General features: G+C 61.8%; 20 protein-coding genes. 8 read left to right on the top strand and 12 right to left on the bottom strand.

The window, feature by feature from the left end; genetic code table 11:
• Positions 1–9 precede the first annotated feature (9 nt).
• Positions 10–957, bottom strand: coding sequence for a DnaJ C-terminal domain-containing protein (locus SFA35_RS03465; protein WP_320575232.1), 948 nt, complete (start codon positions 955–957; stop codon positions 10–12).
• Between the two features lie 199 nt (positions 958–1156).
• Here SFA35_RS03465 and SFA35_RS03460 point away from each other — a divergent pair, with 199 nt between their 5' ends.
• Complete coding sequence (locus SFA35_RS03460; protein ID WP_320575230.1) at positions 1157–2425, top strand: Hsp70 family protein; 1269 nt, start codon at positions 1157–1159, stop codon at positions 2423–2425.
• A 34-nt stretch (positions 2426–2459) separates the two neighbouring features.
• Here SFA35_RS03460 and SFA35_RS03455 read toward each other — a convergent pair whose 3' ends face one another.
• Positions 2460–3470, bottom strand: a complete 1011-nt coding sequence (locus SFA35_RS03455) for an AI-2E family transporter (RefSeq protein WP_320575228.1) — start codon at positions 3468–3470, stop codon at positions 2460–2462.
• A 98-nt stretch (positions 3471–3568) separates the two neighbouring features.
• Positions 3569–3856: a PsiF family protein gene (locus SFA35_RS03450; RefSeq protein WP_320575226.1), complete on the bottom strand. Its 288-nt coding sequence runs from the start codon at positions 3854–3856 to the stop codon at positions 3569–3571.
• A gap of 187 nt (positions 3857–4043) precedes the next feature.
• On the opposite strand from SFA35_RS03450, the gene osmE reads away from it, so the two are divergent.
• Positions 4044–4385: an osmotically-inducible lipoprotein OsmE gene (gene osmE / locus SFA35_RS03445; RefSeq protein ID WP_320575224.1), complete on the top strand. Its 342-nt coding sequence runs from the start codon at positions 4044–4046 to the stop codon at positions 4383–4385.
• Positions 4386–4522: 137 nt separating this feature from the next.
• Complete coding sequence (locus tag SFA35_RS03440; RefSeq protein ID WP_320575222.1) at positions 4523–5053, top strand: ferritin-like domain-containing protein; 531 nt, start codon at positions 4523–4525, stop codon at positions 5051–5053.
• Positions 5054–5150: 97 nt separating this feature from the next.
• On the opposite strand, the gene SFA35_RS03435 is transcribed toward SFA35_RS03440, so the two are convergent.
• Positions 5151–7223: an AsmA family protein gene (locus SFA35_RS03435; RefSeq protein ID WP_320575219.1), complete on the bottom strand. Its 2073-nt coding sequence runs from the start codon at positions 7221–7223 to the stop codon at positions 5151–5153.
• 134 nt (positions 7224–7357) lie between these two features.
• Here SFA35_RS03435 and SFA35_RS03430 point away from each other — a divergent pair, with 134 nt between their 5' ends.
• The 3 genes from SFA35_RS03430 to SFA35_RS03420 all read left to right on the top strand — a co-directional run bounded on the left by SFA35_RS03430 (position 7358) and on the right by SFA35_RS03420 (position 8687).
• Positions 7358–7543, top strand: coding sequence for a hypothetical protein (locus SFA35_RS03430; protein ID WP_320575217.1), 186 nt, complete (start codon positions 7358–7360; stop codon positions 7541–7543).
• Positions 7544–7626: 83 nt separating this feature from the next.
• On the top strand, positions 7627–7911 hold the full coding sequence (locus SFA35_RS03425) for a hypothetical protein (protein ID WP_320575215.1): 285 nt from the start codon (positions 7627–7629) through the stop codon (positions 7909–7911).
• Between the two features lie 146 nt (positions 7912–8057).
• Positions 8058–8687 (top strand): TetR family transcriptional regulator, encoded by a 630-nt coding sequence (locus tag SFA35_RS03420; RefSeq protein WP_320575213.1) that lies wholly within the window; start codon positions 8058–8060, stop codon positions 8685–8687.
• On the opposite strand, the gene SFA35_RS03415 is transcribed toward SFA35_RS03420, so the two are convergent.
• The 3 genes from SFA35_RS03415 to SFA35_RS03405 form a co-directional block, all read right to left on the bottom strand.
• Positions 8684–9613, bottom strand: coding sequence for an NAD-dependent epimerase/dehydratase family protein (locus SFA35_RS03415; protein ID WP_320575211.1), 930 nt, complete (start codon positions 9611–9613; stop codon positions 8684–8686). The two genes, SFA35_RS03420 and SFA35_RS03415, sit on opposite strands and share 4 nt — an antisense overlap.
• A complete protein-coding gene (locus SFA35_RS03410; RefSeq protein WP_320575209.1) occupies positions 9606–10490 on the bottom strand; it encodes a sugar nucleotide-binding protein in 885 nt (294 codons plus the stop codon). The genes SFA35_RS03415 and SFA35_RS03410 overlap by 8 nt, the downstream gene beginning before the upstream one ends.
• A 133-nt stretch (positions 10491–10623) precedes the next feature.
• Entirely contained in the window at positions 10624–10917 is a 294-nt protein-coding gene (locus SFA35_RS03405) for an Abi family protein (protein ID WP_320575207.1), read from the bottom strand.
• A 721-nt stretch (positions 10918–11638) separates the two neighbouring features.
• Between SFA35_RS03405 and SFA35_RS03400 the strand changes: the two genes are divergently transcribed.
• The gene (locus tag SFA35_RS03400; protein WP_320575205.1) at positions 11639–12625 is read left to right on the top strand and encodes an Abi family protein; all 987 of its coding nucleotides are present in this window, start codon (positions 11639–11641) and stop codon (positions 12623–12625) included.
• Positions 12626–12694: 69 nt separating this feature from the next.
• Here SFA35_RS03400 and SFA35_RS03395 read toward each other — a convergent pair whose 3' ends face one another.
• The 3 genes from SFA35_RS03395 to SFA35_RS03385 form a co-directional block, all read right to left on the bottom strand.
• On the bottom strand, positions 12695–12985 hold the full coding sequence (locus SFA35_RS03395; RefSeq protein WP_320575203.1) for a hypothetical protein: 291 nt from the start codon (positions 12983–12985) through the stop codon (positions 12695–12697).
• A 257-nt stretch (positions 12986–13242) separates the two neighbouring features.
• Positions 13243–13770 carry a single-stranded DNA-binding protein gene (locus SFA35_RS03390; RefSeq protein ID WP_320575201.1) on the bottom strand — a complete coding sequence of 176 codons (528 nt, stop codon included), beginning with the start codon at positions 13768–13770 and terminating at the stop codon, positions 13243–13245.
• A 10-nt stretch (positions 13771–13780) separates the two neighbouring features.
• Positions 13781–15175 (bottom strand): MFS transporter, encoded by a 1395-nt coding sequence (locus SFA35_RS03385; protein WP_320575199.1) that lies wholly within the window; start codon positions 15173–15175, stop codon positions 13781–13783.
• Positions 15176–15351: 176 nt separating this feature from the next.
• On the opposite strand from SFA35_RS03385, the gene uvrA reads away from it, so the two are divergent.
• Positions 15352–18186, top strand: a complete 2835-nt coding sequence (gene uvrA, locus SFA35_RS03380; protein WP_320575198.1) for an excinuclease ABC subunit UvrA — start codon at positions 15352–15354, stop codon at positions 18184–18186.
• 51 nt (positions 18187–18237) lie between these two features.
• Here uvrA and bfr read toward each other — a convergent pair whose 3' ends face one another.
• Positions 18238–18702, bottom strand: a complete 465-nt coding sequence (gene bfr, locus SFA35_RS03375) for a bacterioferritin (RefSeq protein ID WP_320575196.1) — start codon at positions 18700–18702, stop codon at positions 18238–18240.
• Between the two features lie 155 nt (positions 18703–18857).
• Positions 18858–20306, bottom strand: a complete 1449-nt coding sequence (locus SFA35_RS03370; RefSeq protein WP_320575194.1) for a catalase — start codon at positions 20304–20306, stop codon at positions 18858–18860.
• Positions 20307–20468 lie beyond the last annotated feature (162 nt).

Raw genomic sequence — 20468 nt, 5'->3', positions numbered from 1 at the left:
GCGCCGACCTCAACGCAGCCAGTTGGCGCGCGGGTCGAACTCGGCTTCGCGGGCCAGCTTTTCCCACAGGGCGTTGGTGGTCTCGTCGACCCGCGACGGCATCACCACCTTGAGCTGCGCGTACAGGTCGCCGCGCTCGCCCTGCTTGTTGGCCAGGCCATTGGCCTTGACCCGCAGGCGCTGGCCGTTCTGGCTGCCGGGGCGCACGGTGAGGTTGATGCGCCCGGTGAGGGTCGGCACCGCCACCTTGGCACCCAGCGCCAGCTCCCAGGGCGCCAGCGGCACGTCGATCACCAGGTCATGGCCCTCGACCACGAAATGCGGGTGCGGCGCCAGCTTGATGGTCAGAAACAGATCACCCGCCGGGCCACCGGCGCTGCCCGGTGCGCCCTGGCCCTTGAGGCGAATGCGCTCACCGTCGTTGACCCCCGCCGGAATCTTCACGTTGAGGGTACGCGTCTCGCCGCCTTCGGCGCCCGGCACGCGGAAGCTGACCTGCTTGGACTCGCCCGACAGCGTCTCCTCAAGAAACACCGCCAGGGTCATTTCCACGTCCTGGCCTTTGCGCGGCGCAGCGCGCTGCTGGCCGCCGCGCCCGAAGGGGTTGCCGTTACCCCGCCCGCCCTGGCCGAAGATGGAACTGAAGAAGTCGGAAAAATCGACGTTCTCGCCGCCCGGGCCGGCACCGGCGCCACCGCGGCCCTGCCAGCCGGGCGGGCCCTGGAACGGCCGACCGTGCTGGCCGTATTTGCGCAGCTCGTCGTATTCGGCGCGTTTCTCTGGGCTGCTCAGCGCTTCGTACGCCTCGTTGGCCTCCTTGAAGCGGGCCTCGGCGTCTTTTTCCTTGCTGACATCGGGGTGATATTTGCGCGCGAGCTTGCGAAAGGCCGACTTGATGGTCTTGTCGTCCGCCGTCGGCTCCACGCCCAAAATCTTGTAGTAGTCTTTGAAGTCCATCCGGGTCTCACCAATGCTGGTAGCGAGTGCGCCCCGCCCCCCTCAAAGCGTGAGACGGGCAGGCGCGGTGCAAGTTTAATCTGTAGATGGGGGCCCTTGCCCGGGCTTTCAAGCCACCTGGCCAAGCGATGGTCGGCCTTGATTCTGCGCGCAACTGGCATACACTGCGCGACCGTTTTTACATAGAACCGCGAAACACATGAAAAACGCATCTGCGGCCCGCGCCTGCGGCATCGACTTCGGTACTTCCAACTCCACCGTCGGCTGGCATCGGCCAGGCGAGGAGTCGCTGATCGCGCTGGAGGACGGCAAGATCACCCTGCCGTCCGTGGTGTTTTTCAACATCGAGGAGCGCCGCCCGGTGTATGGCCGCCTGGCCCTGCACGAATACCTCGAAGGCTACGAAGGCCGCCTGATGCGCTCGCTCAAGAGCCTGCTGGGCAGCAAGCTGATCAAGCATGACACCAGCGTGCTGGGCACTGCGCTGCCATTCAAGGACTTGCTGGGCATGTTCATCGGCGAGCTCAAGAAGCGCGCCGAGGCCAATGCCGGGCGACCTTTCGATGAAGTGGTGCTGGGGCGGCCGGTGCATTTCGTCGACGACGACGCCGCTGCCGACCAGGAAGCCCAGGACACCCTGGAAGAGGTTGCGCGCAACATCGGCTTCAAGGAAGTCTCCTTCCAGTACGAGCCGATCGCCGCGGCCTTTGACTACGAGTCGACGCTCGAGCGCGAAGAACTGGTGCTGATCGTCGACATCGGCGGGGGTACCTCGGACTTTTCGCTGGTGCGCCTGGCACCCGAGCGCCGCGATGTGGCTGACCGCGAGAGCGACATCCTGGCCACCGGCGGTGTGCACATCGGCGGCACCGACTTCGACAAACAGCTGAGCCTGCAAGGGGTGATGCCGCTGTTCGGCTACGGCAGCCGCATGAAGAGCGGCGCCTTCATGCCCACCAGCCATCACATGAACCTGGCCACCTGGCATACCATCAACTCGGTGTACTCGCAAAAGTCCCAATTGGCCCTGGGCAGCATGCGCTACGACATCCAGGACACCGACGGCATCGACCGTCTGTTCAAGTTGATCGAGCAGCGCGCCGGGCACTGGCTGGCCATGGAAGTGGAAGAAACCAAGATCCAGCTGACCCACGCTGAAAGCCGCCTGGTGGCGCTGGATCGAATTGAGCCGGAACTCAGCGTGAAGCTGACCCGCGCCTTGTTCGACGCGGCCATCGAGGCGCTGCTCGAGCGGGTGCGCGGCAGCGTCACGCAACTGCTCGGCGATGCCGGCGTACGCGTGGAGCAGGTCGACACGGTGTTCTTCACCGGCGGCTCCAGCGGCATTCCGGCGTTGCGCCAGGGCGTCGGGGCGATGCTGCCGAATGCGCGGCACGTGGAAGGCAATATCTTCGGCAGCATCGGCGCCGGCCTGGCGATCGAAGCACGCAAGCGCTACGGCGTATAGCGCTTGATGGGAGGGGGTATAGCCCCCTGCCCCATCAAACCAGCCCCTGCTCGCGCAACTCGCTCTTCAGGTACGCATAGTAAACCGGCCCTGCCACCACCCCCGGCAGGCCGAAGGCCGCTTCGAAAATCAGCATTGCCAGGAGCAACTCCCATGACTTGGCGCTGATCTGCCCGCCGACGATGCGTGCGTTGAGGAAGTACTCCACTTTGTGGATGACGATCAGATATCCCAGCGCCGCCACCGCCACCCAGATCGACAACGACAGGCCGACGATGGTGATCAGGGTGTTGGACATCAGATTGCCGATCACCGGCAGCAGGCCGAGCAGGAACGTCAGCACGATCAGGGTCTTGGTCAGCGGCAGCTTGATGCCGCACAGCGGCAGGATCACGGCCAGGAAGATCGCGGTGAAAAAGGTGTTCAGCGCGGCAATCTTGATCTGCGCGAAGACGATGTTGCGAAAGGCCCTCACCAGCAGCCCAAGACGGTCGAACAGGGCCGCTGCCAGCGGCTTGCGACGTAGTTCGTCGGAGACCCGCTGCAAGGCGATGATCGCCCCCAGCACCATGCCGATCAGCAGGGTGACGAACATGTGCGCGGCGTCCTTGCCCACCAGCTGCAATTCGCTCAGGTGCTTGCTCAGCCAGGCGCTGATGGCCACCTGGAATTCAGCGGCGCTGGCCGGCAGGTAAGCATCGATGAAGGGCGGCAACTGCCCGCGGGCGCGGTCCACCACGCCCATGAACTTGTCCAGCGAGGCGCCGGGGTTTTCCGCTTCGTGCAACAGGAAGCTGATGGCGCCGGCGAAGATCAGCGCCAGCACACTCACCACCAGCGTGCCCAGCAGCGCCACCGCCAGCCAGCGCGCGCGGCGCCCGGAGATCAGCCGCTGCAGCTTGGGCGTCAGCATGTCCACCAGCTCGTAGACCAGCAGGCCGGCCAGCAGGCTCGGCAGCAGGCGCAACGGAATGACGAGCAGCAAACCACCGAACAGCAGAATCCAGCTGGCGATCAATATCTGGCGGGGGGAAAAGATGGGCATACAGCCTCAAGCACGAACAGCGGGGAAGGATGGGCAGTCTGCCACCCTTCCCCTGGCAGAACCAGTGGGTGGCCGACTCCTTCAACTATCGGCCTGGTTCAGCTTTTCTTCAAACAGCTGCTCATGAAGGTCTTGCGCGCGTCGCCCTTGAGTGACTGGCTGCTGGCGCTGGCATTACAGGTTTTCATCTTCTGCTGTTGCGGGGTGCCAGCCGGGGTGGCCTTAAGGCAACTGCTCATGTAGGCCTTGCGGTCATCGCCCTTGAGGCTTTTCGCGGTGGCGTCGGCGTTGCAGCTGGTCATCTTGTTCTGTTGGTCGGTGGCCGCGAAGCCTTGCGCGCAGAACAGCGCGGTGACCAGCAGCAATGGCAGGTGAATCATCTTCATGACGTCGCTCCTTGGGGCCATGCGCGGAAGCACGGTACGCCCATGAGTGTAGACAACCTTTCTTACACTTTTTTCGGGAGCCAGAAGCATCTGGCAACGCCTATAGAACTACCGCAATCAAAGAGCACTCATAAGCGTATATAGCCCGCAGCTATTGCCCATCAGGTTAATTCAACGGAGTGACATCATGATCAAACAATCCCTCGCGGCACTTTTCGTCCTGGCTTCGGTAGCCGGTTGCTCGTCCACACCGGAAAACCCGGTGGACTTCGTCACCTATCGCAACGAGCCACTGGTCAAGCAGGTCGAAACCGGCATGACCATGCAGCAAGTGATCGCCATCGGCGGTACGCCTTCGACCGTGGTCAACGGTACTGCCAACTCCTCGGCGGGCACCTGCAACAATTACATCCTCAACCGCGACGGCCATCAGCAGCCTTACTACGTCAGCTTCGACAGCTCGGGCCACGTCGCCAGCAAGGGCTTCATGACCTGCGACCAGCGCAAGGCCAACGAAAAGGCCATGTGAGGCCGGTGAGCGGTGCGGCCAGAGCCGAGTAAAACTTTTTCGGCCGGCCGCCACTCACACCTGTGTACCGATCACGCCGCGTGCTCCTGCCGAGCGCATAGAGAGCGAGACGGCCAACCGTAAGCCTGGAGACGATGATGATCAATGTACAGCTGACCGATGTGAACACCCTGCGCGAGAGAGCGCGGACCAACGTAGATAACGGCGCCGTCACCGAAGGCTACATGGGCGACCGCGAAGAGATCCTGCGCCTGCTCAATTCGTCGCTGGCGACCGAGCTGGTGTGCGTGCTGCGCTACAAGCGCCACTACTTCATGGCCTCCGGCCTCAAGGCCAGCGTCGCAGCCGGCGAATTCGCCGAGCATGCGGCCCAGGAAGCCGAACACGCCGACCGCCTGGCCGAGCGCATCATGCAGCTGGGCGGCGAGCCGGATTTCAACCCGGACAACCTGAGCAAGAACTCCCACGCTCAATACGTGGCTGGCTCGACCCTCAAGGAAATGGTCTACGAAGACCTGGTGGCCGAGCGTATCGCCATCGACAGCTATCGCGAGATCGTGCAGTACATCGGCGAGAAAGACCCGACCACCCGCCGCCTGTTCGAGGACATCCTGGCCCAGGAAGAAGAGCACGCCGATGATATGGCGGATATCTTGAAAGACCTGTAACCCGCTCTGCGCTGTAAAAAAGCCAAGGTTTTCATGCCTTGGCTTTTTTGTGTGCGCTGACTATGAGGAGTAGTTATCTATAGGTTAAGAACCGAGCTCAGGCACCGGGTACGGTCTTCGGCGCCTTGCCTTCGCGCATCTGTTGCAGCAATGGCGTGCACTGGTTGGGCTCGCCGCCGCTGGGGGCAATCAACGCCAGCAAGCCGGCAGCCGGGCCAGCCACTACACCCAAGGCCACCATGCCAGCGCCACGCAACGCCAAAGGCACCGCTTGCACCCCGGCACCGGGCTTGGCGAACGGGCCACGCACATACAAAGGCGAGCGCAGCGAGAACACCCGAAAGCCTTTGGACTCCGGGGTAATCTTCAGGTCCAGCTGCTCATCCTTGAAGTTGGTGGTGCCGTTGATATAGATGATCGCGTTCTCGGTGTCGAACACGAACAGGCGGGTGGTGGCCAGGCCGTCCTTGATGCCCAGGTCGGCCGCCGCGCAGTTGATCTTCACTTCCTTCTCGCCGAACAGCTTGTCCACCACATAGTTGCCCACGTTGAGGCCGGCGATCTCCATCAGGCTGCGGCTCACCGCGCCGTCGTTGACGATCATCTTCAGGTTGCCGTTGGCCGTGCCCAGCAGGGCCGCCACCGAGTTGCCGGTGCCGGTGATGTCGGCATCGCCATTGAGCTCGCCGAAGCTGGTGCTCATGGGCGCGAAGCCCGGGAACAGCTCCTTGAGCTTGAAGCCACGGGCCGTCAGGCGCGCGGAGCCCTGCAAGGGCGTATCGCGGCCATTGAGGTCGATCTGGGTGTCGAGTTTGCCACCGGCCACGCCGAAGCGCAGCGGCTCGAGCTTGAGGCGGCCATCATCCAGCACGACGTGGGTGTACAGGTCGCTCAAGGGCAGCTTGTCGCTGTGCACGATGCGCTTGCCGGTGAATTCGACGTCGGCATCCATGGCCCGCCACCGGTCGGTCTTGAACTGCTCGACCGGCAGCACTTTGCCCTGCGGCTGCTTGCTGGCCCCGCCACGGGCTTTTTGCGCATCGTTGGAATCGGCACCGATGAGCGGCGCCAGGTCCTTGAACAGCAGCTGTTCGGAGACCAGCTTGCCGCTCAGCTTGGGCCGCGGCTGGCCGGCGACGAAGCTGAGGTCGCCGTGTATATCGCTATCGCCGATCTTGCCGTTGAAGCCCTGGTAGCTGAACGTGGCGCCCGCCGGGTCATGCAGCTTGGCCTGCAGATGGCCGTCGGTTTCATATGCCGGCGAGTCGGGCAGCGTGACCCCCGTCAGCGGGTACAGATTGCCCAGGCTGGTGCCGCTCAGGCGCAGGCGCAAGTCCAGCGCGCCGAGATTCTTAGGATCGGTCAGGGTGCCTGCTACAGCGGCGTGGGTATCGCCGATGGCGATATCCACCTGCACCGGGAAAGGCTTGCTCGCATCCTGCAACGCCAGCAGGCCGCCGATCTTGCCGGTGCCGTCGACGGGTTGGTCCTTGTAGCGGCCCTTGACCTTGAGACCGAACGCGTAATCCTGGGCGGTGCCGCCGCCATCGCTGACCTTCTTCGCCGCGCCGCTGCCGACGATGTCGCTGAAGGGGATGGGTTTGCCGAGGGGGTCGATGAGCACGTCCATTTGCGCCTGCAGCGTCTGATCGCTGTAGGTGACGTGGCCCTTGTCAAATTTGATCGCGCCGATGTCCATCACCCATTTGGACGGTTCGGCATTGGGGTCTTTCGGACCGAAGTCGAACACCCAGTTGGCGCGACCGTCCTTGAGGCGCTCGAGATTGGCACTCGGCTCGGTGAGGTCGATGCGCGGGATGACCACGTGCTCGACCAGTAGCGGCAGCGGCGACAGACGAAATTCAATGTGCTTGAGGCCGACCATCTGCGGGTTCTTCGACCAGTCGGGGTTGCCCAGGGTGATGTCATCGGCCTCGAAATGCGGCCACGGCACCCAGGCGCGCCAGCCGCCTTCATCCGGTTCGCGCTGCCATTGCACGGCGAGGTTGCCATTGATAGCGAAAGGCCGATGCAGCGCCTCCGAGACCTTGGCATTGAGGGTCGGCTTGACCCGGTTCCAATCGAACGTGGCGATCACCACGACCAGTACAGCGATCAAGACCAGGAAAATGGCCAATATCCACAGCAGAATCTTGCGTGGGCGCGTCATGCACGGTGCTCCTGTTACAGCGGGCCTCGGGGATGGTGCAGCTCCCCACATGAGACTAGGACTGGCAAAAGGCCGTTGGGTTTAACCTTTTATGCCCAGCCGATGCAATTGCAGGCCTCTGCCCAGCAGGTTTCATGAAGGATTTCATCGAAACGCCGCCCACGACAGGCCATCTGCAACCGGTGCACAGCCCGTACCGCGCCCGCTGCCAGTGCACTGAAAAGATTGAACTCACGTTTTCGGTGCAAAAACACCCATCGCAAGCCCCTGATTTACCGGGCTTTTTCATGAATATCATTTTCATCGATTGTTACCATTAGCTTTATGAACTTTTGTATCGAATTTTCAAGAGTAGCATTGCTCCTGTACCCACTTTGCTGCCCTCCCAAGGAGCGCCAATATCATGAAACGCCAAATTCTGCTTTCCCTCGCTTTCTCGGCCCTGGCCGCCAACGCTTTCGCCATGCCGGTCGCCCAGACCCACAACATGTTGGCTGAAGGCGGTTCGGACCACGTGATCAAACAGGATCGCTTCACTCAGGAAGGCTCCGACCGCACCCTCAACCGTGTCGCTCAGGACGGTTCGGATCGCACCCTCGAACGCCTGTCCCAAGATGGTTCGGATCGCACCCTCGATCGCCTGGCCCAGGACGGTTCGGATTATGTTCGCGCCCAACACGACAGCTGATTCATGAGTGCCCTGAAAAAAGCCCGGTTCGCCTCGAACCGGGCTTTTGTCTGTCTGCAGCGCGACGATGATTCACTCCCCCGTTCGACGCCCAGCCGACGGATTTGCTAAAGTCCCGAGCTGCCGACCAAGAAAGTCCCCTCGCCATGCTCCCCCGCGCCGAACAGAAGCAGCAGACCCGCCACGCCCTCCTCGATGCCGCCCGGCAATTGATGGCGTCCGGCCGTGGTTTTGGCAGCATCAGCCTGCGGGAAGTGGCGAAAGCGGCGGGGATCGTGCCCACCGGCTTCTACCGGCATTTCGCCGATATGGACCAGCTGGGCCTGGCGCTGGTCAGCGAGGTGGGCCAGGCCTTTCGCGAGACCATCCGCCTGGTGCGGCAGAACGAGTTCGAACGCGGCGGCCTTACCGAAGCCTCGGTGCGCATCTTTCTGCAAGGGGTGGCGGCCAATCGGGCACAGTTCCTGTTCCTCGCCCGCGAGCAGTACGGCGGCTCGCGGCCGGTGCGCCAGGCCCTGGGCAGCCTGCGCGACGCCATCAGCTCGGACCTGGCGGCCGACATGGCATTGATGCCGCGCTGGCAGCATCTGGATGAGCAGGCGCTGGCGGTGCTCGCCGACCTGGTGGTCAAGAGCGTGTTCGCGACCCTGCCGGAACTGATCGACCCGCCCGATCAGCCCCTGCCCCGCCACCTGTCACCGCAAGTGAAAATTACCCAACAGTTGCGCTTCATCTTCGTCGGCGCCAGGCATTGGGCCGGGGTCAACAGCCGTTAGCCGGCCAGCAGCCTGCTCAGGCCTTCGGCCAGCGGCGTGGTGGCACCCAGTGTGTAGCGCTGCAGCAACCGGCGGTTGTCGGCGCGGGAGTGGCGGATGTCGCCGGCGCGGGCATCCTGATAATTGATTTCCGGCAGGCTGCCCAGCACCCCGTGCAGGGCGCCCAGCAGCTGGTTCAGGCTGGTCACCTGGTTGAGCCCGACGTTCACCGCGCCCTCTTCCACCGAGGGTTTCTCCAGCGCCTGCAGCAGCAGGTCGGCCAGGTCGCCGACATAGAAGAAGTCGCGGGTCTGCTCGCCGTCGCCGAACAAGGTGATGGGCAGGCCTTGCTGGGCGCGCTCGCAGAAAATGCTGATCACCCCGGAGTAGGGCGAGGACGGATCCTGGCGCGGCCCGTAGATGTTGAAGAAGCGAAACAGCACCGGCTCCAGGCGGTGCGAGCGGCGGTAGAAGTCCAGGTAGTACTCGCTGGCCAGCTTGTCCGAGGCATAGGGGGTCAGCGGCGCCTTGGCGATGTCCTCGCCGATGGCCTGGCCCTCGCCGTTGTTGCCGTACACCGCCGCGCTGGAGGCGAACAGCACGCGCTTGACCCCGGCCAGGCGCATGGCCTCGCAGACGTTCAGGGTGCCGATGAAATTGCTCTGGTGGGTCTTCACCGGGTCGTCTACCGAGGCCTGCACCGAGGCCACGGCCGCCAGGTGCACCACCGCCTGGCAGCCCTCGACCGCGCGGGCCACCAGCGCCGCGTCGGCAACGTCGCCGACGATCAGCTGCAGGCCAGGGTGGTCGAGGGCGAGGTTTTCGCGCTTGCCGGTCGACAGGTCGTCGAGCACGCGCACGGCGTAGCCTTTGGCGAGCAAGGCGTCCGCCAGGTGCGAACCGATGAAACCGGCGCCGCCGGTGATGAGAACGGGGGCGTCAGCCATGGCGATAATATCTGTCGAGTAGGCTCGGCAAGCCGGCGCGCCAGGCACGCGGCTTGATACCGAAGGTATGAAGGATTTTCTTGCAGGCGAGCACCGCATGCTGCGGCTCTTCGGCGGCGTCCGGGCTGGCCGCGTGCGCTTGCGCCGCAGGCGCCTCGACCGCCAGCGGATGCAGGTTGGCCGCCTCGCTGAGAATTGCCTGGCCCAGCGCCAGCGGGGTGGTCGCCTCGTTGCCGGCGTAGTGGTAGGTCCCCCACAACGGCGCGTCGCAATCGAGCTGCTTGAGCACCGAAATGATCACCCGCGCGGCATCGTCCACCGGCGTCGGGTTACCCCGGCGATCGTCGGCCAGGAGAATTTCCTGCGGGGTTTCCGCGCGCTGCAGAAAGCGTCCGAGCAGGCCGTCGACGCTGTCATCCAGCAGCCAGCCGAAGCGGATCAGCACGTGTTTGGGGCTGGTGGCGCGCACGCTGTTTTCCATGCGCCACAAGGCCTGACCCCGCACACCCAGGGGTACCGGCTGGTCCTTTTCGCTGTAGGCGGTGGCCCGCAAACCGTCGAACACACGGTAGCTGGAGGGCTGCACAAGGATCATTTCGTGGTGCTGGCACAGCTCGGCGAGGCGCTCCACGGCGCGCTCCTGCAGCGCCAGGCGCTCGGCAGCGACGCTCTGCGCCTGGAACCAGTCGAAGTAATACGCCAGGTTGATCACGGCGTCTGGGCGGGTGTCGTCCAGCAGTTGGGTCAGGCTTGGCGCGTCCCAGCCGTTTTCCGGCGGGCGCGGGGCCAGAAAGCCAATGTCTTCTTCCGCACCGAGGCGAATCAGCGCTTGGCCCAAGGCATTGCCACCGCCCAAAAGCATAAGGCGCATTCGCATAGAGTCGGCAGATCCAATCGGGTTAAACGACTATTTATATCACAAAGCGGGTGAGGTCTGGACGACTCGGTTGTGCGGGTCCGTAGTCGGCACCAAGTCCCTGTTGGAAGACACCGGCAAAGGCCACCGTGAATCACTCGAACAAGCTGTTCAGCACTGAATGGCGTGAGGCACGTGTCATCTGTCCAAAAACTATAAACACAGCCAAGACTTGCAGCACTTGTTTAGCCTTGGCGTATTTGAGCGCATCTGCGGTAATCGAAGCATTCCACAGCCTGCCATGGTGGGCGCAGACATTCCGAAGGATGGTCAGGCTTTTCAGCCAAGTCACCAACACGGACTCGTTGTAGCCGAATTTGGCCGCTACAGTTTTGCGATGATGCAGGTGCAGATCACTGAACAGGCGCGAAAGCTGGCCTATGGTCATCGCCTCGAGGACCGTCCATACAGGCGGCAGGGCCGGCGTGGTGGCGCAGCAGAGCGTTGGGTGGCTTCGCAGGCTTGAGGAAATAGAGGGGCGCTTGCGGCATGCCAGAGCATCCTGCGGGGCATGTGGGGGGCCAGAAATAACTAACCCCCTGGTGCGCAGTACGGGACAAGTCCCGCCCGAGGCGTGGGGGCTATTCTTGGGGTCAACGCTAACACGGTCCTACTGGTTGATCAATTTGATCAATCTGCCAGGCAAAGCGAAGCCAAATCAAAGCGTAACTGCATCCGACCGGCGGTCATTGCTGCCATTGCAGGTTCCAGCTGAACCAGTAGGAATTAGAACGGTTCTACTCACCAGAATACTGTCAACAACGCAGATTTCTTTGAGGATCAAGGCCCTAGAAGCCAGAAACGTAATTGTTTCCGAAAAAACGTAAACCACACAGGATTTTAGGCATGGGTTGTATACATTTTTTCTGACTCAGGCCCTGGTTCGCTTCATGCGCCCGGATCGGGATTGTCAGGCCTGGCCATCCTCGACGACACATAGCCGCGCTTACACCCGCCCGGGCAATCAGGATTTCTGCGGCAGAACAGGCCGTCGGATCTGGTTGACACCCCTGTCAACTGCAGGCAACATTATCTCAACAGCGCCTGATCCTATGTTGCCGGCTTGACCGGCATTACGGTCAGGCCTTCTTGTTTCTGGAACATGGAAGTTGAACCAGCCCATCCCTCCGAAGCCTTTCCTAGCCTACGCTGACCTGGTCACGCTACTGACCGCTCGCGGCATGGAAATTCTCGACGTCGACGCAACCAAGCGTGAAATCGCCCGCCTTGGTTATTACCGTTTGAGCGGTTTCTGGTACCCAGCCCGCAGATTCGCCCGTGATGACGCAGGTAACAAGCTCATCTGCCCTCAGACCAGAAAGCCAGTTCGGATGGAAGATTTCCAGCCTAGAACTCGATTCGACAAGGCCGTTGAGCTTTACAGATTTGATAAAGCGCTCCGCTTGCTCATGCTTGATGCAATCGAGTCGATCGAGGTCCATCTCAAGACCGTCGTAGCTCACGAGCTGGGCCGTAACGGCGAAATGGCATATACCTCGGTGACCTTCATCGAACCTAAGTGGACTGTCATCAATCCTGGTTTCAGCATGAGCAAATGGGACAGCTGGACGGCTCGTCAGCAAAAGAAACAGGATGAATGCAAAGAGGAGTACTTCAACTCTCATCGGTTAAAGAATCGCTCTGTGCCATTTTGGGTTGCTGTCGAAGCATGGGATTTCGGAACCCTGTCCATCTACTATCAACTCCTCAAAGCCAAGCCTCAGGGCTGGGTCCTTGCCAGGCTGGGCCTTACAGATGTCAGAGCATTCATCAGCTGGCTCAAGGAGCTGAACACCCTCCGCAACCGGTGTGCCCATCACACCCGGATCTGGAACCAATCGTCGAGCAACCCCATTGCTCTACCGCAACAGAGCCCTTATTTCCAAGCCCTAAACCTGGATGCAAATGCGTTAAAGCGCTTATACGGGCTTATCGCCGTAATCTGGCTGCTACTTCAACGAATCGAGCCTGGAAGTCAGTGGATCCGTGAAATCGCACGCCTGATCGATTCCAAACCGGCAATCCCTGGATGCACCTTCGCCGCTATGGGCTTCCCTAGCGAAGCTGGGTTCCCTCGCCATCTTTTCGGCATATGAACGTTGCTACCATGCTGGCCGGCATTTCCACTGATTTAACCATCAGGAGACCTGGTGGACGTTCGTTAGCTAAAACAGATCAAACTTGGTGGATGGGCTTTCGTCCTTTGTCCTGGATTGCTGCTCGGCCAGCTCTTCCAGCTTCGCCATTGCCGCATCCCTGAGACGCTTGACCCTCGGTAACATGCCGAACAACTCGACGCCGAACTCAGGCGTCAGCAGCTCGGAGACAAGCCGAATGTTGTCGTCATCTCGAATCAGATCGACTAGGGAAATAAGGTTGAAACAGGCCTCCCCCCAGCTGCTCACTAGGCGGTAAATCAGAAGCTCGCGACTCCGCTGCAGTGATGTACGAATCAATGGTGTCTTCCGCTGCAGTCCAGCACTGATCTATGCGATCTGCTTCCTCGGCCAGTGGAAGTCGTAACATTAGGTCGTGCATCTACTCGATAGCCCGTTGCTTTTGCGCCTTCGACAGCTTCATCAATCGCTCATCCAATCCTTGCGTATATGGAAAAGTATATTGCATACACGCTTGCCGGTAGTGCGGTAAACAAAAAAGCGAAGCCAAATCAACGGCTTCGCTTCACATGTTTACAGCTCAGAAAAGCTAGGTATCAGAACGGAATATCATCATCAAAGCTGTCAAAGTCCGGCGCCGGCTGAGGGGCCGACTGTTGCGGAGCCGGGCGCTGCGGAGCGGACTGCTGGGGTGCCGACTGCGGGCGTGGGGCCTGCTGACGCGGGGCCGACTGCTGGTAGTTGTTGCCACCGCCGCCTTGCGCATTCTGGTCGCCCTGAGGACGGCCGCCGAGCAGCTGCATGGTGCCCTGCATGTCGACGATGATTTCCGTGGTGTAACGCTTGATGCCGTCCTTTTCCCACTCACGGGTCTGCAGCTTGCCTTCGATGTACACCTGCGAACCTTTGCGCAGGTATTCGCCGGCGATTTCCGCGACCTTGCCGAACATCGACACGCGGTGCCATTCGGTGCGCTCGACCTTCTGGCCGCTCTGCTTGTCGGTCCATTGCTCGCTGGTTGCCAGGCTCAGGTTGGTCACCGCGTTGCCATTGGGCAGGTAACGGACTTCCGGATCCTGGCCACAGGTGCCGACCAGTATGACTTTGTTAACCCCACGGGCCATAAATCTTCTCCTAGGCTTCGCAGGTCTCTGGGGCCGGGTTGATCAGGCGCTCCAGCGACGTGCGGTCCAAAATTTCAGTGTCCAGTTTTATATAGATGGCGGCCTCTTCGGCCACCACCACTGCATCCGTTACGCCCGGCACGGCCTTGAGGCGTTCGGCCAAGCCCGCTTCGCGCTTCGCCTCGGGCGAGAGCGGCATGCGCAGGCTTGTTACATAAGGTGGTTCGCGCATGGTAACAGCTATCGCCAGCCAGAGTGCGAGCAGCACCGCACAGCCGATGAACACCATGTTCAGCCCACCATGGCCAAACAGCCAGCCGCCCAGGATGCCGCCCATTGCCGAACCCAGGAACTGGCTGGTGGAGTACACCCCCATCGCCGTGCCCTTGCCGCCTGCCGGCGAAACCTTGCTGATCAGCGAGGGCAGCGACGCTTCAAGCAGGTTGAACGCGATGAAGAAGACCACTGTACCTATAACCAGCATTCTTAGCGAGTCGCCAAACTGCCAGAAGAACAATTCGGTGAGCAGCAGCGTTGCCACCGCGCCAATCAATACGCGCTTCATCTTGCGCTTTTTTTCGCCGTAGATGATGAACGGAATCATTGCGAAAAAAGAAATCAGCAGCGCGGTCAGGTACACCCACCAGTGCTGCTCCTTGGGCAGGCCGGCGCGCTCGACGAGCGCCAGCGGCAGCGCGACGAAGCTGGCCATCAGCACCGAATGCAGCACGAAGATGCCCAGGTCCAGGCGCAGCAGGTCGGGGTGGCGCAGGGTGGCGAGCATGGCCCCCTTGGCCACGCCCGACTCGCGGTGCTGCAAGGGCCCGGAGGCCACCGGCACCACGTAGGCGATCAGCAAGATGCCGACCAACGCCAGCCCGGCGGTGGCCAGAAACAGCCCGGAGAGGCCGAAGGCTCGGGTCAGCAGCGGGCCGACCACCATGGCCACGGCGAACGACACTCCGATGCTCATGCCGATCATGGCCATGGCCTTGGTCCGGTGCTGCTCGCGGGTCAGGTCCGACAGCAACGCCATCACGGCGGCGGAGATGGCGCCGGCGCCCTGCAGGATGCGCCCGGCGATCACCCCCCAGATGGAGTCGGCGTGGGCGGCCAGCAGGCTGCCCAGGGCGAAGACGATCAACCCGCCATAGATCACCGGGCGCCGCCCGATGCGGTCGCAGAGGATGCCGAACGGAATCTGCAGGAAGGCCTGGGTCAGGCCGTAGGCGCCGATGGCCAGACCGATCAGCGCGGGGGTGGCGCCCGCCAGGTCCATGCCGTAGGTGGCCAGCACTGGCAGGACCATGAACATGCCAAGCATGCGAAACGCAAATACCAGGGCCAGGCCGCTGGCTGCGCGGGTTTCGGCGCCACTCATGCGTTCGGTGTGGGGATCGTGCATGGAAAAACCTCATGTGAACCGGCGGCGATTCTACCAGTCCCACAGATTAACGACACATACGGCGACGCTTTGCCGCGCAGATGTCATGCGCTTTTCATGCAGCCGCATCATAGTGTGCATCCATCCAGTATTTAGCCTTATACTCCTGCGTTTACGCCCGCCAAGCGAGGCCGCTTTTGGACAAGATCCTGATTCGTGGGGCTCGGACCCACAACCTGAAGAACATCGACCTCACCCTGCCCCGTGACAAGCTGATCGTCATCACCGGCCTGTCGGGCTCGGGCAAGTCCTCGTTGGCGTTCGACACGCTGTATGCCGAAGGCCAGCGGCGCTACGTGGAATCGCTGTCGGCCTACGCCCGGCAGTTCCTGTCGATGATGGAAAAACCCGATGTCGACACCATCGAAGGGCTGTCCCCGGCGATCTCCATCGAGCAGAAATCCACTTCGCACAACCCGCGCTCCACCGTCGGCACCATCACCGAGATCTACGACTACCTGCGGCTGCTGTATGCCCGCGTCGGCACCCCGCGCTGCCCCGACCACGATATCCCGCTGGAGGCGCAGACCGTCAGCCAGATGGTCGACCTGGTCCTGGCCGAGCCCGAGGGCCGCAAGCTGATGCTGCTGGCGCCGGTGATTCGCGAGCGCAAGGGTGAACACCTGGCGATTTTCGAAGAGCTGCGCGCTCAGGGTTTCGTGCGCGTGCGGGTCAACGGCCGGCTGCACGAGATGGACGAACTGCCCAAGCTGGAAAAACAGAAGAAGCACACCATCGAGGTGGTGGTCGACCGTTTCAAGGTGCGTAACGACCTGCAGCAACGCCTGGCGGAGTCCTTCGAGACGGCGCTCAAGCTGGCGGACGGCATCGCCCTCGTGGCGCCCATGGACGACGAGCCGGGCGATGAGATGATCTTCTCCGCGCGCTTTGCCTGCCCGATCTGCGGTCACGCCATCAGCGAGCTGGAACCCAAGCTGTTTTCCTTCAACAACCCGGCCGGCGCCTGCCCGACCTGTGACGGCCTGGGCGTGAAGCAGTTCTTCGACACCAAGCGCCTGGTCAATGGCGAGCTGACCCTGGCCGAAGGGGCGATTCGCGGCTGGGACCGGCGCAATGTGTATTACTTCCAGATGCTCGGCTCGCTGGCCTCGCACTATGGCTTCAGCCTGGAGGTGCCCTTCAAGGACCTGCCGACCGATCAGCAGAAGATCCTGCTCAGCGGCAGCGGCAATCACAACGTTGACTTCCGTTATCTCAACGACCGCGGTGACATCGTCAAGCGCTCGCACCCCTTCGAAGGCATCGTGCCGAACCTGGAGCGACGCTATCGCGAGACCGAGTCGACCACCGTGCGCGAGGAGCTGGCCAAGTTCCTCAGTACCCAGCCCTGCCCCGACTGCCGCGGCACGCGTCTGCGTCGCGAGGCGCGGCACGTGTGGGTCGGCGAGAAGACCCTGCCGGCGGTGACCGGGCTGCCGATCGGCGACGCCACGTCATATTTCGACGAGCTGAAGCTCACCGGACGTAAGGGCGAGATCGCCGACAAGATCCTCAAGGAGATTCGCGAGCGCCTGCAATTTCTGGTGAACGTCGGCCTCGACTACCTGACTCTGGACCGCAGTGCCGACACCCTGTCCGGTGGCGAGGCGCAGCGCATCCGTCTGGCCAGCCAGATCGGCGCCGGCCTGGTCGGGGTGATGTACATCCTCGACGAGCCGTCGATCGGCCTGCACCAGCGCGACAACGACCGGCTGCTGGGCACGCTCAAGCATCTGCGCGACATCGGCAACACGGTGATCGTGGTCGAGCACGACGAAGACGCCATTCGCCTGGCCGACTATGTGGTCGATATCGGCCCGGGTGCCGGCGTGCACGGTGGCTACATCGTGGCCCAGGGCACCGCCCAGGAGGTCATGGACCACCCCGACTCGCTGACCGGCAAGTATCTGTCCGGCCGGGTCAAAATCGAAGTGCCTGCCAAGCGCACGCCACGCAACAAGAAGTTGGCGCTGACCCTCAAGGGCGCACGCGGCAACAACCTGCGCAATGTCGACCTGGAAATTCCCATCGGCCTGCTGACCTGCGTTACCGGCGTGTCCGGTTCGGGCAAGTCGACGCTGATCAACAACACACTGTTTCCACTCAGCTCCACCGCGTTGAACGGCGCGACCACCCTCGAGGCAGCGGCGCACGACAGCATTGACGGCCTGCAGCACCTGGACAAGGTGGTCGACATCGACCAGAGCCCGATCGGGCGCACGCCGCGCTCCAACCCGGCGACCTATACCGGGCTGTTCACGCCAATCCGCGAGCTGTTCGCCGGTGTACCCGAGGCCCGTTCGCGCGGCTATGGCCCGGGGCGTTTCTCCTTCAACGTCAAGGGCGGGCGCTGCGAGGCCTGCCAGGGCGATGGCCTGATCAAGGTCGAGATGCACTTTCTGCCGGACATCTACGTGCCGTGCGACGTGTGCAAGAGCAAGCGCTACAACCGCGAAACCCTGGAGATCAAATACAAGGGCAAGAGCATCCACGAAACCCTGGAAATGACCATCGAGGAAGCCCGCGAGTTCTTCGATGCCGTGCCGGCCCTGGCGCGCAAGCTGCAAACGCTGATGGATGTGGGCCTGTCATACATCAAGCTGGGGCAGTCGGCGACCACGCTGTCTGGGGGCGAGGCACAACGGGTCAAGCTGTCCCGTGAGCTGTCCAAGCGCGACACCGGCAAGACCCTGTACATCCTCGACGAGCCGACTACCGGTTTGCACTTCGCCGATATCCAGCAACTGCTCGATGTCTTGCATCGCCTGCGCGACCACGGCAACACCGTGGTGGTGATCGAACACAACCTCGACGTGATCAAGACTGCGGACTGGCTGGTTGACCTGGGGCCAGAGGGTGGCTCCAAGGGCGGGCAGATTATTGCCGTGGGGACGCCGGAGCAGGTGGCAGGGATGAAGCAGTCCTACACCGGGCATTACCTCAAGCCGTTGCTGGAGCGTGACAAGGCTTGATTGATCCATAAAAAAGCCCCGGAAAACCGGGGCTTTTTTATTGCATAAGCTTCAGAACTGCGACTGCAGATAGTTCTGCAAGCCGATCGACTTGATCAGGCCGAGCTGCTTCTCCAGCCAGTAGGTGTGATCTTCCTCGGTGTCGTTTAGCTGCACTCGCAGGATTTCGCGGCTGACGTAGTCATGGTGCAACTCACACAGCTCGATACCCTTGCACAGCGCGGCCCGCACCTTGTACTCCAGGCGCAGGTCGCTCTCGAGCATTTCCGGCACGGTGGTGCCGACGTCGAGATCGTCGGGGCGCATGGTCGGCGTACCTTCGAGCATGAGGATGCGGCGCATCAAGGCGTCGGCGTGCTCGGCCTCTTCCTGCATTTCGTGGTTGATACGCTCATAGAGCTTGCTGAAGCCCCAGTCTTCGTACATCCGCGAATGGACGAAATACTGATCACGCGCGGCCAGCTCTCCTCGCAGCAACGTGTTCAGGTACTCGATGACTTCCGGATGACCCAACATTGACCTACATCTCCCTGTTCGAAAGACATAGTTTGAACCATGAATGCTCTGAGGTCACGGGCAGACACTAAAAGAATCACTAAAAAAGGCGGAAACGGCGACGATTGGAAGCGAAAAACCGCCCAAATGAGGGCGGTTCTTCTTAGCATTTCGACTTAGGCGCGTTTCGCTTCGATCGCCCTTGCGATTGCTTCTCCATACGCCGGATCTGCCTTGCTGAAGTGACCCAATTGGCGCTCGATAACATCCACCGAGACCCCGGCCATGGCACCGGCGATGTTGTCCACCAGCAGCGCCCGCTGCGCGTCACTCATCAAGCGGAACAGTGCACCGGCCTGGCTGTAGTAATCGCCGTCGACACGGTGGTCCCAGCGATCGGCAGCACCCTGTAGCGCCAAGGGCGGCTCGGCGTAGCGGGCGTCCTGCTTGGGCGCGTCGGCATAGCTGTTGGGCTCGTAGTTGGGTGCCGACCCACCGTTGCTACCCAACGCCATGGAACCGTCGCGTTGGTAGCTGTTGACCGGGCTGCGCGGCGCATTCACCGGCAACTGCTGGTGGTTGGTCCCGACGCGGTAGCGATGGGCGTCAGCGTAGGCGAACACCCGGCCCTGCAGCATGCGATCAGGCGACAGGCCGACGCCAGGTACCATGTTGCTGGGGCCGAACGCTGCCTGCTCGACTTCGGCGAAGTAGTTCAGCGGGTTGCGGTTGAGCTCGAGCATGCCGACTTCGATCAGCGGATACTCTTTCTGCGACCAGGTCTTGGTCACGTCGAACGGATTCTCGTGATGGGCATCAGCCTGGGCCTCGCTCATGACCTGGATGCACACACGCCATTTCGGGAAGTCACCGCGCTCGATCGCTGCGAACAGGTCACGCTGGGCGTAGTCCGGGTCGGTGCCGGCAATCCGCGCCGCGTCGGCCGGGGCCAGGTTCTTGATGCCTTGTTCGGTCTTGTAGTGCCATTTGACCCAATGCCGCTCGCCTGCGGCATTGATCAGGCTGTAGGTGTGGCTGCCGAAACCGTGCATGTGGCGATAGCCATCCGGGATCCCGCGGTCGGAGAACAGGATGGTGACCTGATGCAGTGCCTCAGGCGAATGGGACCAGAAATCACACATCATCTGCGCACTCTTCAGGTTGCTTTGTGGCAGGCGCTTTTGCGTGTGGATAAAGTCGGGGAATTTCAGCGGATCGCGAATGAAGAACACCGGGGTGTTGTTGCCAACGATGTCCCAGTTGCCTTCTTCGGTGTAGAACTTCAGGGCGAAACCGCGAGGGTCGCGCTCGGTGTCAGCCGAACCGCGCTCACCACCCACTGTGGAAAAGCGCAGGAAGGTTTCGGTCTGCTTGCCGACCTGGCTGAACAGTCGGGCGCTCGTCAGGTGGGTGATGTCCCGAGTCACGGTGAACGTGCCATAGGCACCCGAGCCCTTGGCATGGACGCGTCGTTCCGGAATGTTCTCGCGGTTGAAATGGGCGAGCTTCTCGATCAGGTGAAAGTCTTCGAGCAGCAAAGGTCCGCGGGGGCCCGCAGAGCGCGAATTCTGATTATCGGAAATCGGAGCACCGCTGGCGGTGGTCAAGGTCTTGGTCTGGCTCATGCGTTTCCTCTCTCGGGCTGAGAATGTCGTTCTAGGTGGCTTGAGAGGATTATTGCGGGTCGTTCGCGTATCGCGCCAATGCATTGATTATTGGTGGGCGATAGATTTTTCTAAATGCAAGAGGCAATAAAAAACCGGGCGCTGGGCCCGGTTTCTTATGTG

It is taken from the genome of Pseudomonas sp. HR96 (genome assembly GCF_034059295.1).
Taxonomy (GTDB): domain Bacteria; phylum Pseudomonadota; class Gammaproteobacteria; order Pseudomonadales; family Pseudomonadaceae; genus Aquipseudomonas.
The sequence above is the reverse complement of the archived record's forward strand: the minus strand, read 5'-3'. Positions and strand labels throughout refer to the sequence as shown.

Coding starts and splice junctions, on each gene's coding strand:
- SFA35_RS03385 (WP_320575199.1), bottom strand. CDS start 15,175: ATGCACGATCCCCACACCGAACGCATGAGTGGCGCCGAAACCCGCGCA.
- SFA35_RS03455 (WP_320575228.1), bottom strand. CDS start 3,470: ATGCCCATCTTTTCCCCCCGCCAGATATTGATCGCCAGCTGGATTCTG.
- SFA35_RS03415 (WP_320575211.1), bottom strand. CDS start 9,613: ATGGCTGACGCCCCCGTTCTCATCACCGGCGGCGCCGGTTTCATCGGT.
- SFA35_RS03430 (WP_320575217.1), top strand. CDS start 7,358: ATGAAGGATTTCATCGAAACGCCGCCCACGACAGGCCATCTGCAACCG.
- SFA35_RS03460 (WP_320575230.1), top strand. CDS start 1,157: ATGAAAAACGCATCTGCGGCCCGCGCCTGCGGCATCGACTTCGGTACT.
- SFA35_RS03450 (WP_320575226.1), bottom strand. CDS start 3,856: ATGAAGATGATTCACCTGCCATTGCTGCTGGTCACCGCGCTGTTCTGC.
- SFA35_RS03440 (WP_320575222.1), top strand. CDS start 4,523: ATGATCAATGTACAGCTGACCGATGTGAACACCCTGCGCGAGAGAGCG.
- SFA35_RS03390 (WP_320575201.1), bottom strand. CDS start 13,770: ATGGCCCGTGGGGTTAACAAAGTCATACTGGTCGGCACCTGTGGCCAG.
- SFA35_RS03420 (WP_320575213.1), top strand. CDS start 8,058: ATGCTCCCCCGCGCCGAACAGAAGCAGCAGACCCGCCACGCCCTCCTC.
- SFA35_RS03435 (WP_320575219.1), bottom strand. CDS start 7,223: ATGACGCGCCCACGCAAGATTCTGCTGTGGATATTGGCCATTTTCCTG.
- osmE (WP_320575224.1), top strand. CDS start 4,044: ATGATCAAACAATCCCTCGCGGCACTTTTCGTCCTGGCTTCGGTAGCC.
- SFA35_RS03465 (WP_320575232.1), bottom strand. CDS start 957: ATGGACTTCAAAGACTACTACAAGATTTTGGGCGTGGAGCCGACGGCG.
- SFA35_RS03425 (WP_320575215.1), top strand. CDS start 7,627: ATGAAACGCCAAATTCTGCTTTCCCTCGCTTTCTCGGCCCTGGCCGCC.
- bfr (WP_320575196.1), bottom strand. CDS start 18,702: ATGTTGGGTCATCCGGAAGTCATCGAGTACCTGAACACGTTGCTGCGA.
- SFA35_RS03370 (WP_320575194.1), bottom strand. CDS start 20,306: ATGAGCCAGACCAAGACCTTGACCACCGCCAGCGGTGCTCCGATTTCC.
- SFA35_RS03405 (WP_320575207.1), bottom strand. CDS start 10,917: ATGACCATAGGCCAGCTTTCGCGCCTGTTCAGTGATCTGCACCTGCAT.
- SFA35_RS03410 (WP_320575209.1), bottom strand. CDS start 10,490: ATGCGAATGCGCCTTATGCTTTTGGGCGGTGGCAATGCCTTGGGCCAA.